We start from the raw sequence: 19,293 nt of genomic DNA, 5'->3' as shown, positions 1-19,293 counted from the left end.
TTGTCCTCCTCAGTACTTTCCGTACTCTTTAACACAGCTCAGAACCGCTTTCAGGTTATCAACCCTTACATCCTTCAGCCTCAGGAGTGATTTGTCAAAGCTGAAGATATACTTTCCGCCCGGAGCCAGAATATCCAAAAGCTGTTTCGCTTTATCAACACATTCCTGCACCGTTCCTGTTTTCAGCAGGTTGAGCGGATACAGGCCGCTGATAATCTGCCGGCCGCCAACCTTCTGCTTGATTTCCTCCGGGTCACCGTATTCAAAGAACAGCGCAGTTCCTTCCGGCAGCTCGTTGAGGTAGTCCAGATAGCGGCTCCAGTCCTGCTCAACCATGATGTTCGCGCCTATGCCGGCCTTGTCCAGAGCCTCGACATAGGCCTTGAAGGTGGGCCAGTAAAACCGTTTGAAGTCTTTCTCACGCATATAAGGCGCCATATGAAGCGGAATAAAGGTCCGGCGGTAGCGGTCCGACATGGGGGTGATCCCTGCCTTAATGGTCAGGGGCAGCATCGCTTCGCAGGCGGCCTCTACCTTATCCGGCACACGGCGTATATCCTTGCTGATGCCTGTAAAGGAGCGCAGCTGGTCTGCCAGCGAATCAAAGGAGGTCGGGCTGCAGGTCGTTGCCAGATTATAAACCGAGCGCCCGGTCCGGGCCGCGATGGCCGCGCATTCACCCGCCGGCTGAAGAAAGCCCGTGATAAAATTGGAGAAAGCTCTGGCAAAGGCTTTGTTTGCCTTAAAGCCCCCTTCCTCCAACGCACCGTAAATTCTCGGGAGAACCGTATCGCAGATGGTTTTATAGGGATCGGCGATAAAAGCGTCGTAATCCTCCACCTCCATGCCGTGTACCTCGGGGTGCTGAATAAAGCCGTCGGTTCCAGGCATAAAGTTACGGGCCCTGAGCACGCTGTAAATCTGCGGCTGCCGCAAAATCGCGCCGAAGACCACGTCCGAATCAAAATCCCGGCTGGCCGTCTCGATGGCCTCCAGATTTTTGGCCACGCTGTATTGCTCGGCCTTTAAACTGAATCCCGCGTATTCGAGGCAAAACGCATTATCCCCGTTGACCATCATCGGTACACGTTCAGGCGGCTCCAGATCATATACATTTTCAAAGAGCTTATTTCTCTTTAAGGTTTCCTGTGAAAATTCCATTTTTTCCTCCAGAAATTTAATTTATTCGCGAATATGTTTTATACATGTCTAAATTATACGCGTCTAATGTAATTGTTGTCAAGTATTTTTTATACATGTCTAATTCCTTAAGATTGCATTTTTTTATTGAATATGGTTTAATATTAGACAAGACTAAATTGGGAGAACAGATATGGCTTACGATCCAAGTACAAAACAAAAAATCTACGAGGCCGCTAAAAAACTCTTTATACAGGAGGGCTTCGGTGTCAGCAGCCGCAAAATCGCCTGCCAGGCCGGCGTCAATCTGGGCCTCATCACCTATTATTTTAAAACCAAAAACAACATTGCCCTGATGATCATGAAGGAAACCTATGAGATCATCGGGGCGCACCTGAAATATGTCATCGATCCCGGCGAAGACCTGCTGCTCTATCTTATCACCTACCTGAATATCTGCTACCGGGCCCACCACAGCGAAAATGGACAGCTTTTTTTCACGCAGATGTTCGAGGAGGATCTCATCGAGGAATCGATCTATACAGGCAATAACCAGACGGCCCTTTACCGGAAGCTGGTCGATACCTACATGGGCGGCAATGGCAGCTCGCCCGAAAAGAACTTTTCGATCTTCCAATCCGTGTTACAGGGCACGGTGCGCAATCTTTTTAGAAGATCTCAGGTTTTACCGGAAATCACCTATGATGACCTCTTTATTTACACCATCCGCGCTTTTTTCTGGGGCTTGGGCCTGGCCTGCACCGATGCTGCTGTGAATGACCTTAAGGAGCGGTCGGACAAAGCGGCCGAGGCAGTGATCCGGAAATACCCTCATCTTTTAGACCCCGGTATTTTTCTTTTTCAGGAGGACCCGCTCAAAAACGGTCCGGACAGCTGACCCCGGCCAAGCCGTACCGCCACGGTACGGCTTGGGGGTTCTCCGCCCTAATCTCCCCAGAGCGCCCGCATGCCCGCCAGCACGGTTTTGGCCCGTTCATAGCCCTGCTCGTTCTGCGCTCCGCTCTGGTGCGTTTCGATTACAAAATCATGGGCGAGATAGATACAGCTGCGCCGGGTCTGCAGGTCCAGGTCTTCATCAAAAAAATGGAAATTATAAAAACTACAGGTGTCGTCATAATTTCGTCGGTTGTCTGCGAGCCTGACGCTCACGCGTGTTTTTACCGGCACCATCAGCGCGCCTGCGCCTGCCAGATAGGGGTAGCCCTTTTCCAGCCCCAGCCATTCTGCCATGTACCGGCGGTACTGGCCCTCGCTCAGACAGTGCGTCCGCATCATCCGCCGGATATAGTCCCGCGGGCCGGTGCCGTCGGCCAGACCGCTGTGGATTCTGCCGTCCTCCAGGTAGTGAACACGGCTGTTACTGCCGTACTCGTCATAAACCGCTTCTATAAAAAGAATATTTTTACTCCTCAAAGTTTTATTTTCTGGCACATTTGTCTTCTTCATGGTTTTTCTCCTTTAAATTTTGATCATAAAAAAAACAGAAAGCACTCAAGCCTTCTGTTCCAGTGGGTGACAGCAATTCCCCATTCGACAGTCCGTCTATTAAATTTTCGTTTTTTCCTGTTTTCAGGGGTTTAAAGAGCTTCAACGGCTCTTTAAAAAAATAAAATATTTTATTTTTACTATTTTTATTAAGTATATCGTATACAATAAGGGTTGTCAATACTTTTTTATAAAAATAATATTTTATTGTTCTTCTTTTAGCCGATATTCATGCCCTTGCTTACTTCTGTCTGTTCTGGATCTCTTAACAAATTTGCCCAATCAAAAAAAGCCGCCCGCGGGCAGCCCCTTTTGTCCCATCATCATCTCACCGCAGGTAGTGGCGTACCTTAAGCACTGCCCCGGATGCCTCCGCGATCTGGCGGCAAGCGGCCTGCCCCTCCGGGCTCATGGTGTCGATGATGGTCATATAGACCCTGGCAAACCGCGCGGCGTTTTCCGCGAAGCGGAGCATGTGCTCAAAGGCGTGCGCTGCCTGGGGGCGGCACAGAGCCTCGTATTCTGCTGCGTCCGGCGCGTTCAGGCTCACGGACACCACGTCCACCAGGCCGTCCAGCCAGGGGGTGACATCCTCGCCGTACAGGGTGTCGGCCAGGCCGTTGGTGTTCAGCCGAACCGCCACGCCGTACTCACGCTTCAGCACCCGGGCGACCTCCAGAATATCCTTCAGGCGGCAGGTGGGTTCTCCGTAGCCGCAAAAGACCACCTCGTCATACTTTGCCATATCCCGGCCCCGGATATCGTCCAGTATCTCCTCCACTGACGGCTCATGCTCCAGCCACAGCTCGTCCATGCGGCTGGCCTCCTCCTCCCGGTTAAACCGGTGGCAGAACACGCAGCGGTTATTGCAGCGGTTGGTGGCGTTCACATACAATGCTTTTTTATCCTTATAGGCCGTACTCTCTGTTTCATAGGTAATGACCATGCTTATTCACTCCTGTCTTTGATGTTAAGATTATACCATTTCACGGCTGAGGTTTCGATGATCAATTCTGTCAGAATATGGATCATTTTTGACTTCTTTTAAGCTTTTCATATAGCATGTACCCTGAATTCCGGCCAAAACGCAAAATTCAACCCGTACCGTGGCGGTACGGGTTGATTGAAGTGACTGGGCTGCCTACTGCTGTCCGAAATCCAGGCGGATATCGCCATTGTTGTTGTTGATGACAAAGCGGCTGGTGGCGCTCTGGTTTTCATCCCGGACGGCTTCCTCGTATTTTTCGCCGTCAACCACCACCTTGCCCAGGCTGGTGCTCAGCTGGTAGCCGGCTGTCTCCCGGGGAATATTGGTCTTAATGCTCACATCACCCAGATGGGCCGTCACGTTGATCTGGCCCTCGATGGCCCCGCTCAGGCTGATCTTGCCGTTGTCGTTCTTGAACTGGCCGCCCTTGAGGTTCAGCCCCTCGCCGATAATATCGCCCAGGTGGTCCTCTGCGGTCAGCATTGTGTAGGCACTGTCCGCCAAGGTGATCTTGCCATTGTCATTCTTGAGGCTTCCCTCATCGGCGCGGATATTCGATGTCCTGATTTTCCCAAGATGGTTCTCCACCGTAAAGCTTTTGGTCTCAACATCGCTCGCGTCCAGATCGCCGTTGTCCAGCTTTATGTACACGCTGTCTGCTTTGACGGTGGCCATATCTATATTGCCCAGATGGTTCTGGATCGACAGCGCCTTAAAGGCCCTGGGGCCGTTAAACTGGAGCTTACCATTGTCCACCCTGGCGTCCAGCGACTGGCCGGTTTCCTTTTTATCCAGGTAGACCTTGATTTTTGAGTTGCCGTAAATGTTGCCGACGCCCATAAATACCATGCGGTGTTCCTCCTGGCTCTTGCTGGTGATGGTGGTCGTGTTTCCATCCTGATGGACCTCCGGCTTTGCCGAATCCTCATAATAAACCGCCTCGATGGCGTTTTCGTCGGCCAGGATGATTTCCAGATCGGCCAGTGAGAAATCAATGTCAAGGTTCTCTATTTTACCGGGGATCTTCTGATATTCCAGCTTTTTTTCCTCATACTTCATCACGTGGATGCCCTTGCTGTCAATATAGGTGGAGGTCATGCCGCCCAGCAGCATGCCCACCCCGGTGAGCAAAAGCCCGCCGGCGGCCAGAATCCCGCCGATTTTCAAAAGCTTTTTCGATTCAAATTTCATGCGTTTTTCCTCCATTCCAAAATCGCTTCCGCCATACGCTTAAAGCCGTTGATCACCCAGGGGATCAGGCGGTACATTCCCACGCCCAGCAGGATGCCGAGCCCAAGGGCAAAGGCGCCGCCGCCCACGTAAAACAGGGTGGCTGCCGGGCTCTGGAAGATCAGGATCAGCCCGATCAGCATCCAGAGGAAACCGCTAAGAACCAATGCCGCCGCGGTCACCACAAAGGCGAACAGAAAAGCGAAGACCACCACCATCACGACGAAGACCAGGGCCGCGGCCACGATGACCAGCGGCAGGGCGATGGGCGCGGCGAAAATGGATAAGATGACCACCAGCACCACCGGCATTTTCTTTTTGTCCTCCCCGCTGTCCTTCAGGGCGTACTCGCTGCGCAGCTGTGCGGCCAGCTTGGCCGGCGAGCCCAGCTCCCCGATGACCCGGTCCTCATTTTCCGGCCCGGCGTCGTCAAAATACTCATTGTAATATACCATCGCACTCATCTTTTCATCCTTTGGCAGCTTTCTCAAGTGCTTTTCCAGCGCCGCCATATACTCTTCACGATTCATTCACGCCACCTCCTATCAGAAGCGAATCTATTTTTTCCTTGTAAATATCCCATTCTTCCCGGTATTCTGTCAGCCTGGCCCTTCCGCTCTCCGTAATGGCGTAATAGCGGCGGTTCCGCCCCTGAAAGGGCTTATCGTAGGTGGCCAGGTACTTTTCCTTTTGCAGACGCCTGAGCACCGGGTAAAGGGTGGATTCCGAAATATCCAGCACACTTTTGACCCGCTGTGTCAGGCTGTAGCCGTAAGCGTCCTCCTCCGAGAGCACAGCCAGCACACAGGCGTCCAGAAGTGCAGAGCCTAATTGAAAAATCATCCTCGCATCTCCTTTCTTTATATCGTTAATGATATTATACAACGTATAATATCATTTTGTAAAGTATATTATTTAATTTTTATTATTTAGCCGTCTCACCGCAGCATACCGTACCCGCGGAACAGTAACCAAAAAGAACCCGTATCGCCACGATACGGGTTCTCAAAATGTCAAACTCTTTAAAAGGCGCAGTCCTGGGCTGCGCCGCTTCTTTTTCACTCTTCTTAAAAAAACTTGACGGCACATTCGCCGGAGATGACCTTTTCCTGGATTTCATGGGTCCTTTCGGCTGTGATGTACTGGCAGAGAAGCTTCTTAAAGCCATAATTTTCCCGGTTGATCAGGATCACCGGAGTGGTCACTTCCTCCAACGGATAGCCGGGCAGCTCCACCACCCGCTGGTTGAGGTCAGGCTGGTAATGGTTGTACCAGCCGTCCCGGCGGTAGATAAAGCAGTCCACATTTTTCTTGACCAGCAGCTCGCTGAAACTGGCGTAGGGCGTCTGGACCAGCTCCACGTCCTTTCCCTCGCAGAGCTTCTGGGAAATGGCGTACTGGTCAATGCTGTTCCGGTCCACGGCCATGCGCATGCCGTCCTCGATCTCTGTTTTGTCCTTATCCAGAAAATACAGCACATAGGGCTCAGAATAGACGCTGCCGGTCAGCTCGATGGCCTTTTCCAGAAAATCATTTTCACTCAGATAGCGCTCCGCCGAGCTTTTAGACACAATGATAAAGTCATAAATCATCTCCTTAAGGGCCGCCAGACGCTTCTCAGAGCCTGTGACATAGGCAAAGGAGAACGGAAAGGGGCTTTTTTCCATCTCCTCGCAGATGGCTGTGGTCAGGCTTGAGAAGGAGAGTGTCATGGGCACGGGCATGGTGCCGGTCAGCGATCCCCAGTTGGTATAGGGGTAAAGCTTCTCGTAGTCAATCTCTGTGACAAAGGTTCCCTTGACCCCGTTCTTCCGGGTTTGGATACAGGCGTCCTGCTCCAGAGTGGCGATGGCTTTCTGGACAATGCCCCGGGACACGTCAAAGCGCTGGGTGTACTCCGCGATGGTGGGCACCCGGTCGCCGGGCTGCATGGTGTAAAAATCCCGGGCGATGTTAATGGTGGCGAGCCCTGTTTTTTTATAAAAGGTTGGCTTCATTGGTTATTCCTCATGCTTTCAATATCATTTTACAATAGCACGGCTTTCCACTTTTGTCAACCGGCCGCCTCCAGCATGGCCCGGGCCACGCCGTACAGGTCGCCCAGCACCGGGTAATCCGCGTTTTTCATGATCTCGGCGTCCCGGTCCTCATTGACGGCACAGAGCCGCCCGACGCTCTTTACGCCGGATAAAAACTGGACCGAGCCAGAGATGCCAAAGCACAGCAGCAGTTCTGCCGAGATGGCGCTGCCGCTGAGGCCGATCTGGCGGCTCTGGGGCAGAAAGCCCCGCTCCACCAGCACCCGGGAACACATCAGATCCGCGTCCAGCCTTTCGGCCAGGTGCTCAAACAAGGCCAGGTCGGCTTTATCCCTCAGGCCACCGCCCACAGCCACCACCACAGGCCGGCGCTCCTGCTCTGGCAAAGGCGCGTCGGAGCCGGCCTCGATTGCGAGCCGGGGCCCCGGGGCTTCGGGCAGCCCGCAGGGGATGATCTCGCAGTCTGCCGCGGCGCCGGAGGACGCTTTAAACACGCCCTGGCGGACTGTGGCGATCTGGGGCCGGGCGGTTTTTGTGAGAATGCTGGCCATGATGCGCCCGCCAAAGGCCGGGCGGGTCTGCACCAGCTGCCCCTCACGGTTGAGCTCCAGCCCGGTACAGTCGGCTGTCACCCCGGTCCGAAAGGCCGCCCCCACCGTGGGCGCAAGGGAACGCCCCTCAAGGGTCGCGCCAAAGAGCAGGATCTCCGGCTCCAGACGCCGCACACAGTCGGTCACGGCCGCCCTATGTCTCTCCAGGCAGAACATCCCGGCGTCCGGAGCGCTATAAAGGTATACCCGGCGCAGGCCGCTGCGCCGCAGGGCCTGCCTGAGCTCCGGGGTCAGTCCCGCGCAGATGAGCACGCCGGCCGTTTCACCGGCCAGCTCTCCGGCCTTTGCGGCCAGTTCGGCGCACACGGGGTGCAGGCCGCCGAGGCCCTCCTGTAAATAGATTAACGCTGTGCTCATTTTGCTGCCTCCCTTGTGCTTCTCCACACCTCTAGCAGGAGCGCCGCGCCCTGGCTGTCGCTCAGCTCCAGAACGGGCTGCCGGGCCGCTGTCTCAGGCTGGAACAGGCGCACCACCCGGGTGGGCGAGCCTGCCAGCCCGTAGGTGGTGCTGTCCCGCTCTTCCAGATCGTCCAGAGCCAGTCTCTGGATCTCCTGCTTTCCGGCCTTCAGCTTTGCCCGCAGTCCCGGTATCCGGGCTTCGCAGATGGTCGGGTTGACGGCCAGCACCAGGGGCAGGCCGCCGCTGACCTGGCAGGTTCTGCCGGTCAGCTCCTGGCGGACCGCCAGCCTTTGCTCGTCCGCGCCGGTGATCTCGCGCACCCAGCCCATAACCGGAATGCCCAGCTGCTCTGCCAGCGAAAAGGGCACCTGGGCCGTGTCGCCGTCGGTGGTCTGCTGTCCGCAGATAATCAGGTCTGCACCGCCCAAGGCCCGGATTCCCTGGGCCAGTGTGCGGGCTGTCATGAGCACATCGGCCCCTGCAAAGGCCCGGTCACACATGAGACAGGCATGGTCCGCAGTCATGGCCAGAGCGGTGCGCAGAGCCTGCCCGGCGCTCTCCGGCCCCATGCTCAACGCTGTGACCTCGCCGCCCAGAGCCTCTCTCAGCCGCAGGGCGGTCTCGATGGCGGGCAGGTCATAGGGATTGATCTTGTTTTCGCCGGTCCGCACCAGCAGGCCCTTTTCCCTGTCCATGCCAGCCTCTGAGAGCGCCGGAACCTGCTTGATACACACGATTATCTTCATTTAAAAATTCCCTCCGGATCAAATGCCTGCTTCACGGCCTTTATCTGGTTCCGCACCGCCTCCGGCACAAATTTCCAGGCCAGCTCCCGCTTCATCAGGCCTGCGCCGTTCTCGGTGACAATCTGCCCCCTGTCCCCGGCAGCCCGGGCGGCCCATTCTGCCGTCAGTGCCTGGCATTTCTCCCATTCCCCGGGGGTCTCCGGCAGGAAATTGACGTGAAAGCGGTTCTCCGCGGCCGCGCCGTATATTACGGCGTGCACGCCGCTCCGGGTCATGCCCTGATGGTACATTTCCAGATAGTCCTCTGCCTTTTCCGCCGGCCCCTTCAGGTCTGAGGACAGGCGTGTGAGCCCGGGCACAGCCGCGACGAGGGCGTCGAGCTTCCCGTTGGCCAGCTCGGTCACCACATGGCGCAGCTTTCTGAAGCGCTCGATCTCGTAACGCTCGCTGGCCGCCCAGGTCTGCTCCTCACTGCCGCCCAGTCCCTCAAAAATATCCAGCTGCTCAAACAGCGCGCCCTCCAGCGTGTCGGGGTCATCCCCGGCCAGCTCGATGTAAACCGCCGCCCCGGCGTCCTGGGGAAACCCGGGCAGCTCCTGCAGGGCGGCGCTGCTCTGCCGCCCCTCCGTGAGCAGGCTGAGGGCGGCCCGGTCGTAATATTCCATCACGGTCACACTGCCGCTGTTCTCAGTCTGGGCCAGCGCCCGGCACAGGGCCAGCGCCTCCTGATCCGCGGGCAGAAAGTACAGCACACCCCAGGCGCAGTCCGGTTTTTTCGCAAGCTCCAGCTCAAAGGCCAAAGCCATGCCCAGCTGCCCCTCACTCCCGGCAAGATAGTCGATCAGATCAGTCTGCGGGACGGCCACCAGTCCGTTCAGCACCCCGGAGCGGTCAAAGGTCTCACAGCTCAGGCGGCTGCCGTCCGGCAGATCGCAGCCCGTGTCATCAAAAACACAGCTGCCCCGTTCAATTTCCCAGACCCCGCCGGAGGCGGTGAGCCACCAGAGCTTTCGCACCCAGGGGGCGGTGCGCTGGCCGTCGATGCCCATGGCGTTGCAGCCGAACATGCCGCCAAGGGTTGCGGTCTCCTCGGTGGGGTTTGGCGGAAATTCCAGAGCCTCCTTTCTCAAAAAAGCGTGCAGCTGCTCCAGTGTGACGCCCGCCTCCGCATACAGGACCGGCCCTTCCCGCCGCTCCAGACCCTTCATGCCCTGGCAGTCCACGATCAGGCCGCCCTGGGGTACGGCCGCGCCGGTCAGGCCGGTCCGCGCGCCCTGGAGGGTGATACGCAGTCCCCCGGTGCGGGCATAGGCCACGGCCTCCTGCGCCTGCTCAAAGCTTTCGGGAAAGCAGACCGCGCCGGCGCTGCCGCTGATGCGGGACTCATCCCGAAGCCACTGTCCGTATTTGTCTTCCATTGTCTCAATCTTCATGTCTCTGCTCCTCTGCCTGCTTTTCCCAGGCCTCTAAAACCTCCAGGGCGTCCTCCACAAGGCCGTAATCCGCCCCGGCAAAAACCGGCGCATCCGGGTCGTTATTGACCGCCACCAGGGTTTTAACGCTCTCGACCCCAGCCATAAAGGGGGCGGCCCCCGACACGCCCAGTGTCACACACAGCTCTGCCCTGAGCACATGGCCGGACTGGCCGATGATATCGCCCACGTCGGCCCAGCCGTTTATGGCCGCTGCCCGGGTACAGCCGCAGGCGCCGCCCCAGGCCCGGGCCAGCGACTTCAGGCGCTCGTAGTTCTCTCTGGAACCTAGGCCCCTGCCGCCCACCAGCACCAGCTTCGCCTCCTCCAGCGGGTTCTTCTCCCGGCCGGCCTTAAGCTGCCTGTCCAGACAGTAGTCATAACGCCTGAGCTCCGGGCTGTACCCGGTAATGGCCGTCGGCGCTGCCGCCTGGGGGACCGCCGCCACCGGGCCGGCCTTGGAGACCGTCAGCACCAGAGGGCGGGCCTGAGGACGGCAGACCGCGTCGGCGTGGGAATTGTACACAGGACGCCGGACCCATAAGCCCTCTCCGTCTGTGCCCATGCTCCGGCAGCCTGTCAGGCAGACGCCGCCGAGCCGCAGGGCCAGCCGCGCCGCCAGCGGGCCGGACTCCGCCGTCAGGATCAGGAGCCCGGGCTCCCACTCCCGGTACAGGGCTTCCAGAATATCCAGCAGGTTCTCCGGCAGGGCTTCACTGTCCAGGGGACAGGACACCGCCCCGGTGACGCCGGCCAGGCTGCAGGCGGTCTCTGCCGTGTCCGCCGCCGTGCTGCCCAGGTCCCAGACTTCAGCTGTGTTCCCATCCGCCACAAGGGGCTCCGCAAAGGCATTCAGCCGTCCGGTTGCCTTCTGGCGGTCGTCATCGTTTGTAAAAATAAAGACTGTCTTCATGCGGTTATCCCCTCAATCCATTTTTTATACACTTCGTCCGCCTTGGCCCCGGCGCTTTCACCCTCGATCATCACACATTCCTTTGCGCTGGTCTCCCGGATAAAGTCCGGCCGCTCGGCCGGCCGCACCGGGGGCGCAGCCCACGTCTCAATATCCCGCTTGGAGGCGGCCATTTTTTCCCGCAGGGTCGCCACCCGCAGGTAGGCATACACCGCGTCGCCCACCGAGGCGGCCACGGGGCCCCTGAGCCTCAGAACCTCGAGCCCTCCGGGGGTCTCGTGCTCCAGCACAAGCTGCCCGTCCTCCAGCCCTGCCGCCACGGTGTCTCCGATAAAGGGCCGCCCCAGCAGTCCGGCCAGAGTCGGCGGCACCACACCGCTGTCGGCCATACCGGCCTGCTTGCCGGCCAGCACCAAATCGAAGTCCCCGTCCTTTATAAAACCGGCCAGCAGGGACGCCACCGTCTCGGGGCAGAACTCCCGGTTCTCGAGCGGAATGCTGACCACCCGGTCATAGCCCACCGCGTACAGCCCTTTCATAAGGCCTGTCAGGCCGCCGCCCACGGTCACGGCAGTGCACGACACTGCCCCGTCCGCCGCTGTATCCTTAAGCCGCAGGGCCATCTCCAGCGCGGTCTCGTCAAAGCAGTTGATCATCTTCTTGACATAGCTGGTGTCCAGCCCCTGGGAAACAGCCGCCCAGTCCGACTCCAGAACCTGGTCGAGGTCTGGTACGATTTTAAAGCATACGCAAATTTTCATTTTGTCCCCTTTGGTGTTGTTGTTATTCCTGCTTTCAGGCTTCTGCCCTAAAACCAGATCAAACCGCACCCTCTCTCCGGGCCTTTGGGGCCGTCTGTTGGAGCAGGGTGCAGTTCTGAATGCAGTTTTATTTAATTATAACAAATTCTGGCTCAGTTTTCCTCAACTAAAAGCACGCCTTTGTTTAAAATATGGGCAGGATCCATGGCTTCCTTCAGCCGGTACATCAGCTGGTAGGACGAGCCGTGCTCCTGCGGCATGAACTGGGTGCGGTATTTGCCGGAGCCGTGGTGGTGGGCAATGCTGCCGCCACGCTTCAGGGTTTCCTCCAGAATAATGCGGATCAGGTTCATATAGTCTTTTTCCACACTTTCGGCCCCGTCGGATACGGTAAAGGCGAACTGGAAGTAGATATTAGTGCCCTGCATGTAGCTGTGGGAGGAATGTCCGCCCAGAAAGACCACGTTTTCCATTTCCCGGGGCAGGCGTTCCAGCACTGCGTCGTAGATATCGCCGATTACCGACCAGTTGCCGGAAATTTCGCAGGTGTCGGCCACGACGCCCATGTCATAGTATTTTGGCTTATCCAGGTCATCGCACACATCGTTGCGGTGTACGAGCCAGTTCTCAACCGGCTTGGTGCCCAGATCCACAGGGCTGTATTTGGCTACCAGGGCTTCGATGCCCTCGCCGATGGCTTTGGTAACGCCGGCCGGGCCCTCGGCCAGCAGAATCAGCATGCAGTGTCCCTCCGGCGCTACGCCGCCCATCTGGTCCGCGACTTCCAGCGGATCGTGCAGGCGCACAACGGCAGGCTTGTAGCCGGCTGTCATGATATCGCGGATCAGGTCCAGGCCGTTCTTCATGCCCTTGATGCCGTAGGCCTTCATCCAGCGGTTTTCAGGCATATATTTGAAAATTTTCAAAGACGCCTCGGTGATAAAGCCCAGAAGTCCCTCGCTGCCGATGAACAAATGGCGCAGATCCGGCCCGACCGAGCGTCTCGGCACGTTTTTAATCCGAACCACACTGCCGTCGGCCAGCACAGCCTCCAGCCCCACGACCAGGTCCTCAATGCCGCCGTAAAGGGTTGAGAACTGGCCGATACTGCGTGTAGCCAGCAGGCCGCCCACCTGCGCCATGGGCAGGGACTGGGGGAAATGCCCGGTGGTGTAGCCCATCTTGTTCAGGCAGCCCTCGAGGTATTCCAGAGGGGTTCCGCACTTGGCGGTCACGAACATATCCTTCTCATTGACCTCGATGATCTCATTCATATCTGAGCCATCCAGAATCACGCCGTCCTGACGGGGCTCGATACCGCGGGTAACGCTGGAGCCGCCGGTTCTGGGCACCACGTCGATTTTTTCATCGTTTAAGTATTTCAGCACCTCAGCCACCTGTTCGGTGCTCTGAGGGCGAACCACGCAGGCCGCCCGGGGCACCCAGTATTTCTGATCGTCGCGTTCATAGCGGCGGTAGCCGATATAATCCTTGGCGGCGTCCAGAACAGCCTGCTCGCTGTCTGAGACTCTGTCCGCTCCCACAATTTTCCCCAGTTCCTGTACCAGTGCTTCTTTATTCATAATTTAACCTCTCTCCTTCATTGATCGGGAAGCGACGATGTCCACCCCTGTCCCGCAGATGTTCTGTTCGATGACCTGCCCGCAGGCCACCGGCGCTTTAAGCGTCCGGCTGTAAAGCACCTTCAGGCAGTCTTCCATTTTATCTCTCGGCAGCTCGCCGGCGCTGATGACCGGCAGACGCCGGTGAGTGCCGCCGGTGATGCTCACCGTTGTGGTCAGCATGCGCTCCGGATTGGTATATTCCTTTTCGCCGTGGGCGATGCCCAGCTTGCAGCCCGCACCCTCTACGGACAGTCTCCCGTTATCGTCCGTAACCTCCAGGCGGCAGCTGTTCGGGCACACAATACAGATGTATTCTTTTTTAACCATGCTTACGCCTCCTTCACATCAATTACCAGCGGTGCGTCCTGCCTCGGCGTCACCGTGCAGGCCACCATCTCCGGCGGAGCCACGGTTTTCAGCTTTTTAGACGCCAGCGTCTCGCCGCCGTTTTCACAGGTGAGCCGCACGCCCTTTCCGGGCTTTTTCACCCGCATAAAGAGGGTGGTCTCGCCGCGGCTGCCCACGCGCATGCGCTGAGGCACGATGAAATTCACGTTCTCTCCCGGAACCGTGTCCACGACGGCCGCCCCGGTATCCAGAGTGCCGTTCAGGTAGGCAACCGCCCCCCGGCCGGCGATTTCGCCGGATTCGGACACATAATCCACCAGGTCAAAGACCACGGCCACATTGCCTGCCGCGAAAATACCGGGAATACTGGTCATAAAATGGTTGTCCAGCACCGGGCCGCGCGTCCGGGGGTCCATTGCGATACCGGCCTTGACGGACAGCTCATTTTCTGGAATCAGGCCCACGGCCAGCACCAGCAGGTCACAGGAAATATATTCCTCCGTTCCTGGGATCACCTGCCGGTTTTCATCCACCTTTGCCACGGTCACGCCCTCAATGCGGTCCTTGCCGTGAATCCAGGTAACCGTGGTGGCAAGGTGCAAGGGAATGTCGTAATCATCCAGACACTGCACGATGTTGCGGGTCAGTCCGCCCGGGTCCTGCATGACCTCATAAACGCCCTTGACCTTAATGTGCTCCAGGGTCATGCGCCGGGCCATGATCAGCCCGATGTCGCCCGAGCCCAGGATCACAGCCTCTTTGCCCGGCAGGTAGCCCTCCATGTTAATGTAGCGCTGAACCGAGCCGGCTGTCATGACCCCGGCCGGGCGGTAGCCGTATAGCAGCACCTGGCTGGCCGTCCGCTCACGGCAGCCCATGGCCAGGATCACCGCGCCGCAGTCGATTTTCATCATGCCGTCGCGGTTATTGCAGGCGTAAACCACCTTGTCCTCTGTGATCTCCAGCACCATGGTGTCTAAGAGTACCTCAATGTCGCTGGCCTCCACCTCATCGATGAAGCGCTGGGCGTAATCGGTGCCGGACAGCCGTTTCTTAAACCGGTGCAGGCCGAAGCCATCATGGATACACTGCTGGAGGATGCCTCCCTGCTCAATATCCCGCTCGATGATCATCACCCTTCTGGCGCCCTGCCGTCTGGCTTCCAGCGCCGCCGCCATGCCGGCAGGGCCGCCGCCGATAACCGCGATATCAATCTTGATCTCTTTCATTATCTTTCACCCTCTTCCTGCCCGGCGGGGCGGCTTGTCTCAATCAGGACATTGGTGCCCTCGTCTCTTAAGTTGATGTCTGTCCATTCCCTGCCCAGCTCCCGGGCCAGAATTTCCAGCACCCGGGGCTGGCAGAAGCCGCCCTGGCAGCGCCCCATACCCGCCCGGGTCCGGCGCTTGATGGCGTCGATGGACTGTGGAATGACCGGCGAATGGATGGCGTCCAGTATCTCACCCTCGGTGATGGACTCGCAGCGGCAGATAATGCGGCCGTAACGCGGGTCCCTGGCGATCAGGGCATCCTGTTCCTCACGGCTCATATGGCGGAAGTTCCGGCGCTTTTGATGTCTGGGGTTATAGGCTTGATTTTCCCGCGCCGGACGGCCGCAGGCCTGCATATCCTCAAGCAGGATCTTTTCCACCAGCTCCGCAATGGCCGGCGCTGAGGCCAGCCCCGGCGACTGAATGGCCCCCACGTTGATAAAGCCGTGGGTCACATCAGACATTTCGATGACAAAATCCTCCTTATAATCCGCCGGACGGGTGCCCGCGAAAATCCGGATGATGTCGCCGTAGCCGGTCTGCTCGTTTTGGTTGATGCCCATGGCGTAGCGCAGATCCGCCTCGGTGGTGGCGTTGTCCTCCTTGTCCGGGGTCTCGGTGGCCGACGGCCCCAGCAAGATATTCCACTCCGGCGTCCGGCACATGCCACCGCCCTTGGATTCCGCGTTCTTCTCACGCTGGATGCGCTCCAGGGTCGTGATCTCCGTGATCACGTCAAACTCCGGCTTCTTGTTTTTATCCAGAATGGCAATGGTGCCCTTTCTGGGATGAATGGTGTAGGATTTATCCCCGGCCATGGCAGACAGCTCATCGGCATATACCCCCGCGCAGTTAATCACATATTTCGCGCGGATAATGCCTTTGGAGCTTACCACACCCTTGGCCTGGCCGTTTTCTGTGAGAATGTCGGCCACTGTGCAGTTAAACAGGAAGCGGACACCGTTGTCCGCGGCGTTTTCCGCCAGAGCGACCGCCACCTCGTAGGGCTCCACCAGCCCCATGCTCGGCAGCCAGAGCGCCTCAAGGGGCCGGGTCACGCCAGCGTCCGCCAGCTTAGGCTCAATTTCAAGGGCCCGGGTCCCGTCCACCAGCTCCACGCCGTCCACACCGTTGAGCACCGCCACATCGTAGGCGGCCTTCAGCGCAGATCTCAGCGCCTCCTCGGTGATGACCCCCATGGAACCGCAGCGCTGGAGCTCAAAGCCCAGCTCCTCAGCCCACCGGGTATACATCCGGTTTCCTTTCACGTTCAGCCTGGCCTTGAGTGTGCCCGGCTTGGCCGCGTGCCCGGGGTGGATGTTGCCGTTGTTGGCCTTGGTCGCGCCGGTGGCCACGTCGTCGGACATTTCCGTCACCAGAATATTAAGCTGGTACTTGGACAGCTCCCGGGCAATGCCGCAGCCGCTGATGCCCGCACCGATGATGACCACGTCCACATCGTCGATGACGCCGATGGCTTCTCCCTGCTTCCGAAAAGCGGAATAATCCTTTTTGGGGATCTCCATGCCCTTTACGGTCAGCTCGTTGACCACATTCCGCACACCCTCCTGCTTAGCGATCAGATGTCCGATGTCCACCACCTGGTCCCAGGTGCCGCACACGCCAGTGACCGTCACGATCCTGCGCGCGTCCACCGACAGGGATAATGGGATTTCAGGAAAGGCTTTTTTAAGTTCTTGTTCGATTGTCTCCAGCATTTTGTCTTCCTTTCAGCTGTGACCGGTCAGAAGTTCCAGTCCAAGGTCCGTTCCACAACCTTTTTCCAGTTCCGATAGGTCTCTCTCAGCTTTTCACTGTTTTCACCAGGCTCTACGACCTGTTCGATTTCCAAATATTTTTCCACATCGGCCAGCTGCATCCAGCCCAGCTGAATGGCCGCAGCTTCAGCGGCTCCCAGCGCGGTGGCTTCCACCGACTTGGGCCGGACGACCCTGGCGCCTGTCACGTCTGCCATGGCCTGCAGCACCGAGTGGCTCTTGCTCACGCCGCCGGACACCTTGATCTCATCAATGCCCGCACCCATTTTGGCAGCCTCCTCCATGAACAGCACGCCCGCAAAAGCGATGCCCTCCAGCATGGCTCTCACAAAGTGCTCTCTGGTCGCGCCGGGTCCAATGCCCATAAAGGCCCCCTTGGCGGTATCATCGTTGTAGGGCGCGAAGGCCATACCGGCCAGCGCCGGGATGAAATAAACGCCGTTGCTGTCCGTTACCGACTCGGCCAGAACATCCATCTCCGGAAAATCATCAAAGAATTTCAGCTTGTTCTTGGCCCATTCCAGACAGGTGCCCGCAGTGGAGGACTGCCCCTCTAGCAGATAAAGCCTTTCACCGCCGATGTTCCAGCTGATCATGGTGTTCAGGCCCGGCACCGACTTGATCTCAGGGCCCACGTTAATGTCCACAAAGGTTCCCGTGCCCATGGTGCACTTGATGGTGTTGGGGCTCAGGCACCCCTGGCTGAACATGGCGGACTGCTGATCCGCAAAAGCGCTGCAGATCGGGATTTCCACCCCCAGAATGTCCGCGCTCATATTCCCAAAGAAGCCCGTCTCCTCGCATACCTCCGGCAGCATTTCCTCCCGGAAGCCAAAATACCCGACAAAGGGCAGATTATAGCAGCAGGCCGCGTTGTCGTAGATCATGCCCGCGCTGGTCATGCTGCCCGTGGTAGCGTGAACCGCCCCCTTGGTAAGCTTCCAGATCAGCCAGGTATCCACGTTGCCAAAGAGTGTGGTTTCCTTTTTCATTTCCCCGGCAAATTCCGGCGCGTCATCGCAGATCTTATCCAGAACCAGCGGCACGTAAAAGCCCGGCAGCGCTTCGGCCAGCCCAGGGAAGTTCGTGCTGAAAAAAGGATCGTCCATAAATTTCTGCTTCTGGTGGCGTCCGCGGTTGTCAAACCACAGCACCGCGTTGTGCAGTGGCTGTCCGGTTTCTTTGTTCCACATCACCCAGGAGGCGCGCTGCGTCGTAATGCCCACACCGGCAATATCCTCCGCCGCGATCCCGCATTTTTCCACCACCGCCCGGCAGGCCTTCACGGTCTTGTCATAAATCTCATTAGCATCTGTCTCTGCCTCGTCCGGCCCGGGATAGAGCAGCTCCAGCGCCTCGTAAACAAAATCCACCATGCGCATATCGCGGTCATAAATCAGCGCACGAACCCCAGTGGTTCCCTCATCAATTACCAAAATATAGTTTTTCATGTTTTCCCCCAAATCAGTTTCGTTCATTTTTCTCCAAATCTCCATAAATCAACGATATTTAATTGTACATTTTTTTGTATATTTAATGATACCTCCCCCTGTCCGGCATTTCTTACGCCATACCCCTTATGTCAATCCGCCGGAATTAATGTATATTTTTTTGTACTCTTGATGGTTTTAAGTATAGACCCGTTTTTTTACCTTGTCAATCTTTTTTTGACGCCCGTCTTCATCCCCAGCTGAAAACGCTTGATTCTACGCCGTTTTCTCCCTCAGATTTTTTTCTTAAGCCTGCCACTGAACCCCAGCGCCTGGCCTCTTTTATCCGTCTGGATAAAGGGCTGTGGCGGCACCGTCAGCCGCCCGAAAGAAGAACCCGTATCACGGTGATACGGGTTGACCATTTCTACTGCATTTTGTTCTCTCTCTGCCAGCGGCGGTAATCCGCCAGCCGCTCCCTCAGCCACTGCTCATTCTCCTCATAATCACGCATCGGAGTGCCCGCGCCCCGTCCCGATGAATCCGCCTTTGCCAGAAGCAGCAAATCCTCCGGGCACAGCGATTTTCCAAACAGCCGCCGGGTCGCTTTTTCCGAGGAGGACTGAAGATACAGGCCGTTCGGGCGCATATGGTACTCCACATGGTTCAGCACAAGACCCATGGTCATGCCGTCGACACCAAAACGTTTCATAAAGCCTCTGGCTAAGGGCAGTCCCCTTTTCTCATGGCCATAGGACACAATCCGCCCATCCTTTTCCGCGGTGCAGACCGCCTTTCCATAATCGTGGCAGAGCGCTGCCAGCATAAAGGCAAAGGGGTTTTGCGCCTGAGTCCGGAGCCTTGCCGCCTGGTTCATCACCAGAATGGTGTGGGTGAAGGCGTCCCCCTCCGGGTGGTATTTCGGATTCTGGGCAATGCCCCGCAGGGCCAGCAGCTCTCTGAAATCCTCACCGTCAAACTCAATTTCCCTGAAGTCCTGCGTGGACAGCAGCAGTGTTTTCAGCCTCTCGAGCAT

19 protein-coding genes are annotated in these 19,293 nt (G+C 57.5%); 1 reads left to right on the top strand and 18 read right to left on the bottom strand.

The window, feature by feature from the left end; genetic code table 11:
• Nucleotides 1–9: 9 nt before the first annotated feature.
• A complete protein-coding gene (locus tag I2B62_RS07580; protein WP_195268382.1) occupies nucleotides 10–1,161 on the bottom strand; it encodes a uroporphyrinogen decarboxylase family protein in 1,152 nt (383 codons plus the stop codon).
• Nucleotides 1,162–1,333: 172 nt separating this feature from the next.
• Between I2B62_RS07580 and I2B62_RS07575 the strand changes: the two genes are divergently transcribed.
• Nucleotides 1,334–2,038, top strand: coding sequence for a TetR/AcrR family transcriptional regulator (locus I2B62_RS07575; RefSeq protein ID WP_195268381.1), 705 nt, complete (start codon nucleotides 1,334–1,336; stop codon nucleotides 2,036–2,038).
• Nucleotides 2,039–2,085: 47 nt separating this feature from the next.
• On the opposite strand, the gene I2B62_RS07570 is transcribed toward I2B62_RS07575, so the two are convergent.
• The 17 genes from I2B62_RS07570 to I2B62_RS07490 form a co-directional block, all read right to left on the bottom strand.
• Complete coding sequence (locus I2B62_RS07570) at nucleotides 2,086–2,607, bottom strand: hypothetical protein (protein WP_195268380.1); 522 nt, start codon at nucleotides 2,605–2,607, stop codon at nucleotides 2,086–2,088.
• A 367-nt stretch (nucleotides 2,608–2,974) separates the two neighbouring features.
• Entirely contained in the window at nucleotides 2,975–3,592 is a 618-nt protein-coding gene (locus I2B62_RS07565) for a TatD family nuclease-associated radical SAM protein (protein ID WP_195268379.1), read from the bottom strand.
• A 195-nt stretch (nucleotides 3,593–3,787) separates the two neighbouring features.
• A complete protein-coding gene (locus I2B62_RS07560; RefSeq protein ID WP_195268378.1) occupies nucleotides 3,788–4,825 on the bottom strand; it encodes a DUF4097 family beta strand repeat-containing protein in 1,038 nt (345 codons plus the stop codon).
• On the bottom strand, nucleotides 4,822–5,394 hold the full coding sequence (locus I2B62_RS07555; RefSeq protein ID WP_195268377.1) for a DUF1700 domain-containing protein: 573 nt from the start codon (nucleotides 5,392–5,394) through the stop codon (nucleotides 4,822–4,824). Before I2B62_RS07555 ends, I2B62_RS07560 begins: the two co-directional genes overlap by 4 nt.
• The gene (locus I2B62_RS07550) at nucleotides 5,384–5,707 is read right to left on the bottom strand and encodes a PadR family transcriptional regulator (protein ID WP_195268376.1); all 324 of its coding nucleotides are present in this window, start codon (nucleotides 5,705–5,707) and stop codon (nucleotides 5,384–5,386) included. The genes I2B62_RS07555 and I2B62_RS07550 overlap by 11 nt, the downstream gene beginning before the upstream one ends.
• 224 nt (nucleotides 5,708–5,931) lie before the next feature.
• The gene (locus tag I2B62_RS07545) at nucleotides 5,932–6,861 is read right to left on the bottom strand and encodes a YhfZ family protein (RefSeq protein WP_195268375.1); all 930 of its coding nucleotides are present in this window, start codon (nucleotides 6,859–6,861) and stop codon (nucleotides 5,932–5,934) included.
• Nucleotides 6,862–6,917: 56 nt separating this feature from the next.
• The gene (locus tag I2B62_RS07540; protein WP_195268374.1) at nucleotides 6,918–7,871 is read right to left on the bottom strand and encodes an electron transfer flavoprotein subunit alpha/FixB family protein; all 954 of its coding nucleotides are present in this window, start codon (nucleotides 7,869–7,871) and stop codon (nucleotides 6,918–6,920) included.
• A complete protein-coding gene (locus I2B62_RS07535; RefSeq protein WP_195268373.1) occupies nucleotides 7,868–8,659 on the bottom strand; it encodes an electron transfer flavoprotein subunit beta/FixA family protein in 792 nt (263 codons plus the stop codon). Before I2B62_RS07535 ends, I2B62_RS07540 begins: the two co-directional genes overlap by 4 nt.
• Entirely contained in the window at nucleotides 8,656–10,092 is a 1,437-nt protein-coding gene (locus tag I2B62_RS07530; RefSeq protein WP_195268372.1) for an FAD-binding oxidoreductase, read from the bottom strand. Before I2B62_RS07530 ends, I2B62_RS07535 begins: the two co-directional genes overlap by 4 nt.
• A complete protein-coding gene (locus I2B62_RS07525) occupies nucleotides 10,082–11,044 on the bottom strand; it encodes an electron transfer flavoprotein subunit alpha/FixB family protein (protein ID WP_195268371.1) in 963 nt (320 codons plus the stop codon). Before I2B62_RS07525 ends, I2B62_RS07530 begins: the two co-directional genes overlap by 11 nt.
• Nucleotides 11,041–11,805 (bottom strand): hypothetical protein, encoded by a 765-nt coding sequence (locus tag I2B62_RS07520; RefSeq protein WP_195268370.1) that lies wholly within the window; start codon nucleotides 11,803–11,805, stop codon nucleotides 11,041–11,043. Before I2B62_RS07520 ends, I2B62_RS07525 begins: the two co-directional genes overlap by 4 nt.
• Before the next feature lie 152 nt (nucleotides 11,806–11,957).
• Nucleotides 11,958–13,388 carry an FAD-binding oxidoreductase gene (locus I2B62_RS07515; RefSeq protein WP_195268369.1) on the bottom strand — a complete coding sequence of 477 codons (1,431 nt, stop codon included), beginning with the start codon at nucleotides 13,386–13,388 and terminating at the stop codon, nucleotides 11,958–11,960.
• Nucleotides 13,389–13,391: 3 nt separating this feature from the next.
• Nucleotides 13,392–13,757 carry a DUF1667 domain-containing protein gene (locus I2B62_RS07510; RefSeq protein ID WP_195268368.1) on the bottom strand — a complete coding sequence of 122 codons (366 nt, stop codon included), beginning with the start codon at nucleotides 13,755–13,757 and terminating at the stop codon, nucleotides 13,392–13,394.
• 2 nt (nucleotides 13,758–13,759) lie between these two features.
• Nucleotides 13,760–15,007 carry an FAD-dependent oxidoreductase gene (locus I2B62_RS07505; protein ID WP_195268367.1) on the bottom strand — a complete coding sequence of 416 codons (1,248 nt, stop codon included), beginning with the start codon at nucleotides 15,005–15,007 and terminating at the stop codon, nucleotides 13,760–13,762.
• The gene (locus tag I2B62_RS07500) at nucleotides 15,007–16,767 is read right to left on the bottom strand and encodes an FAD-dependent oxidoreductase (protein ID WP_195268366.1); all 1,761 of its coding nucleotides are present in this window, start codon (nucleotides 16,765–16,767) and stop codon (nucleotides 15,007–15,009) included. The genes I2B62_RS07505 and I2B62_RS07500 overlap by 1 nt, the downstream gene beginning before the upstream one ends.
• Nucleotides 16,768–16,793: 26 nt before the next feature.
• Entirely contained in the window at nucleotides 16,794–18,305 is a 1,512-nt protein-coding gene (locus I2B62_RS07495; RefSeq protein ID WP_195268365.1) for an FGGY family carbohydrate kinase, read from the bottom strand.
• A 379-nt stretch (nucleotides 18,306–18,684) separates the two neighbouring features.
• Nucleotides 18,685–19,293 carry an HD domain-containing protein gene (locus I2B62_RS07490; RefSeq protein ID WP_195268364.1) on the bottom strand — a complete coding sequence of 203 codons (609 nt, stop codon included), beginning with the start codon at nucleotides 19,291–19,293 and terminating at the stop codon, nucleotides 18,685–18,687.

Origin of the sequence: Eubacterium sp. 1001713B170207_170306_E7, assembly GCF_015547515.1 — a bacterium.
Classification (GTDB): Bacteria; Bacillota; Clostridia; order Eubacteriales; family Eubacteriaceae; genus Eubacterium.
Note: the sequence above shows the minus strand (reverse complement) of the source record. Positions and strands in the feature narration are given on the sequence as shown.

Coding starts and splice junctions, on each gene's coding strand:
- I2B62_RS07515 (WP_195268369.1), bottom strand. CDS start 13,388: ATGAATAAAGAAGCACTGGTACAGGAACTGGGGAAAATTGTGGGAGCG.
- I2B62_RS07550 (WP_195268376.1), bottom strand. CDS start 5,707: ATGATTTTTCAATTAGGCTCTGCACTTCTGGACGCCTGTGTGCTGGCT.
- I2B62_RS07570 (WP_195268380.1), bottom strand. CDS start 2,607: ATGAAGAAGACAAATGTGCCAGAAAATAAAACTTTGAGGAGTAAAAAT.
- I2B62_RS07520 (WP_195268370.1), bottom strand. CDS start 11,805: ATGAAAATTTGCGTATGCTTTAAAATCGTACCAGACCTCGACCAGGTT.
- I2B62_RS07555 (WP_195268377.1), bottom strand. CDS start 5,394: ATGAATCGTGAAGAGTATATGGCGGCGCTGGAAAAGCACTTGAGAAAG.
- I2B62_RS07565 (WP_195268379.1), bottom strand. CDS start 3,592: ATGGTCATTACCTATGAAACAGAGAGTACGGCCTATAAGGATAAAAAA.
- I2B62_RS07495 (WP_195268365.1), bottom strand. CDS start 18,305: ATGAACGAAACTGATTTGGGGGAAAACATGAAAAACTATATTTTGGTA.
- I2B62_RS07505 (WP_195268367.1), bottom strand. CDS start 15,007: ATGAAAGAGATCAAGATTGATATCGCGGTTATCGGCGGCGGCCCTGCC.
- I2B62_RS07500 (WP_195268366.1), bottom strand. CDS start 16,767: ATGCTGGAGACAATCGAACAAGAACTTAAAAAAGCCTTTCCTGAAATC.
- I2B62_RS07490 (WP_195268364.1), bottom strand. CDS start 19,293: ATGCTCGAGAGGCTGAAAACACTGCTGCTGTCCACGCAGGACTTCAGG.
- I2B62_RS07575 (WP_195268381.1), top strand. CDS start 1,334: ATGGCTTACGATCCAAGTACAAAACAAAAAATCTACGAGGCCGCTAAA.
- I2B62_RS07540 (WP_195268374.1), bottom strand. CDS start 7,871: ATGAGCACAGCGTTAATCTATTTACAGGAGGGCCTCGGCGGCCTGCAC.
- I2B62_RS07545 (WP_195268375.1), bottom strand. CDS start 6,861: ATGAAGCCAACCTTTTATAAAAAAACAGGGCTCGCCACCATTAACATC.
- I2B62_RS07535 (WP_195268373.1), bottom strand. CDS start 8,659: ATGAAGATAATCGTGTGTATCAAGCAGGTTCCGGCGCTCTCAGAGGCT.
- I2B62_RS07510 (WP_195268368.1), bottom strand. CDS start 13,757: ATGGTTAAAAAAGAATACATCTGTATTGTGTGCCCGAACAGCTGCCGC.
- I2B62_RS07580 (WP_195268382.1), bottom strand. CDS start 1,161: ATGGAATTTTCACAGGAAACCTTAAAGAGAAATAAGCTCTTTGAAAAT.
- I2B62_RS07560 (WP_195268378.1), bottom strand. CDS start 4,825: ATGAAATTTGAATCGAAAAAGCTTTTGAAAATCGGCGGGATTCTGGCC.
- I2B62_RS07530 (WP_195268372.1), bottom strand. CDS start 10,092: ATGAAGATTGAGACAATGGAAGACAAATACGGACAGTGGCTTCGGGAT.
- I2B62_RS07525 (WP_195268371.1), bottom strand. CDS start 11,044: ATGAAGACAGTCTTTATTTTTACAAACGATGACGACCGCCAGAAGGCA.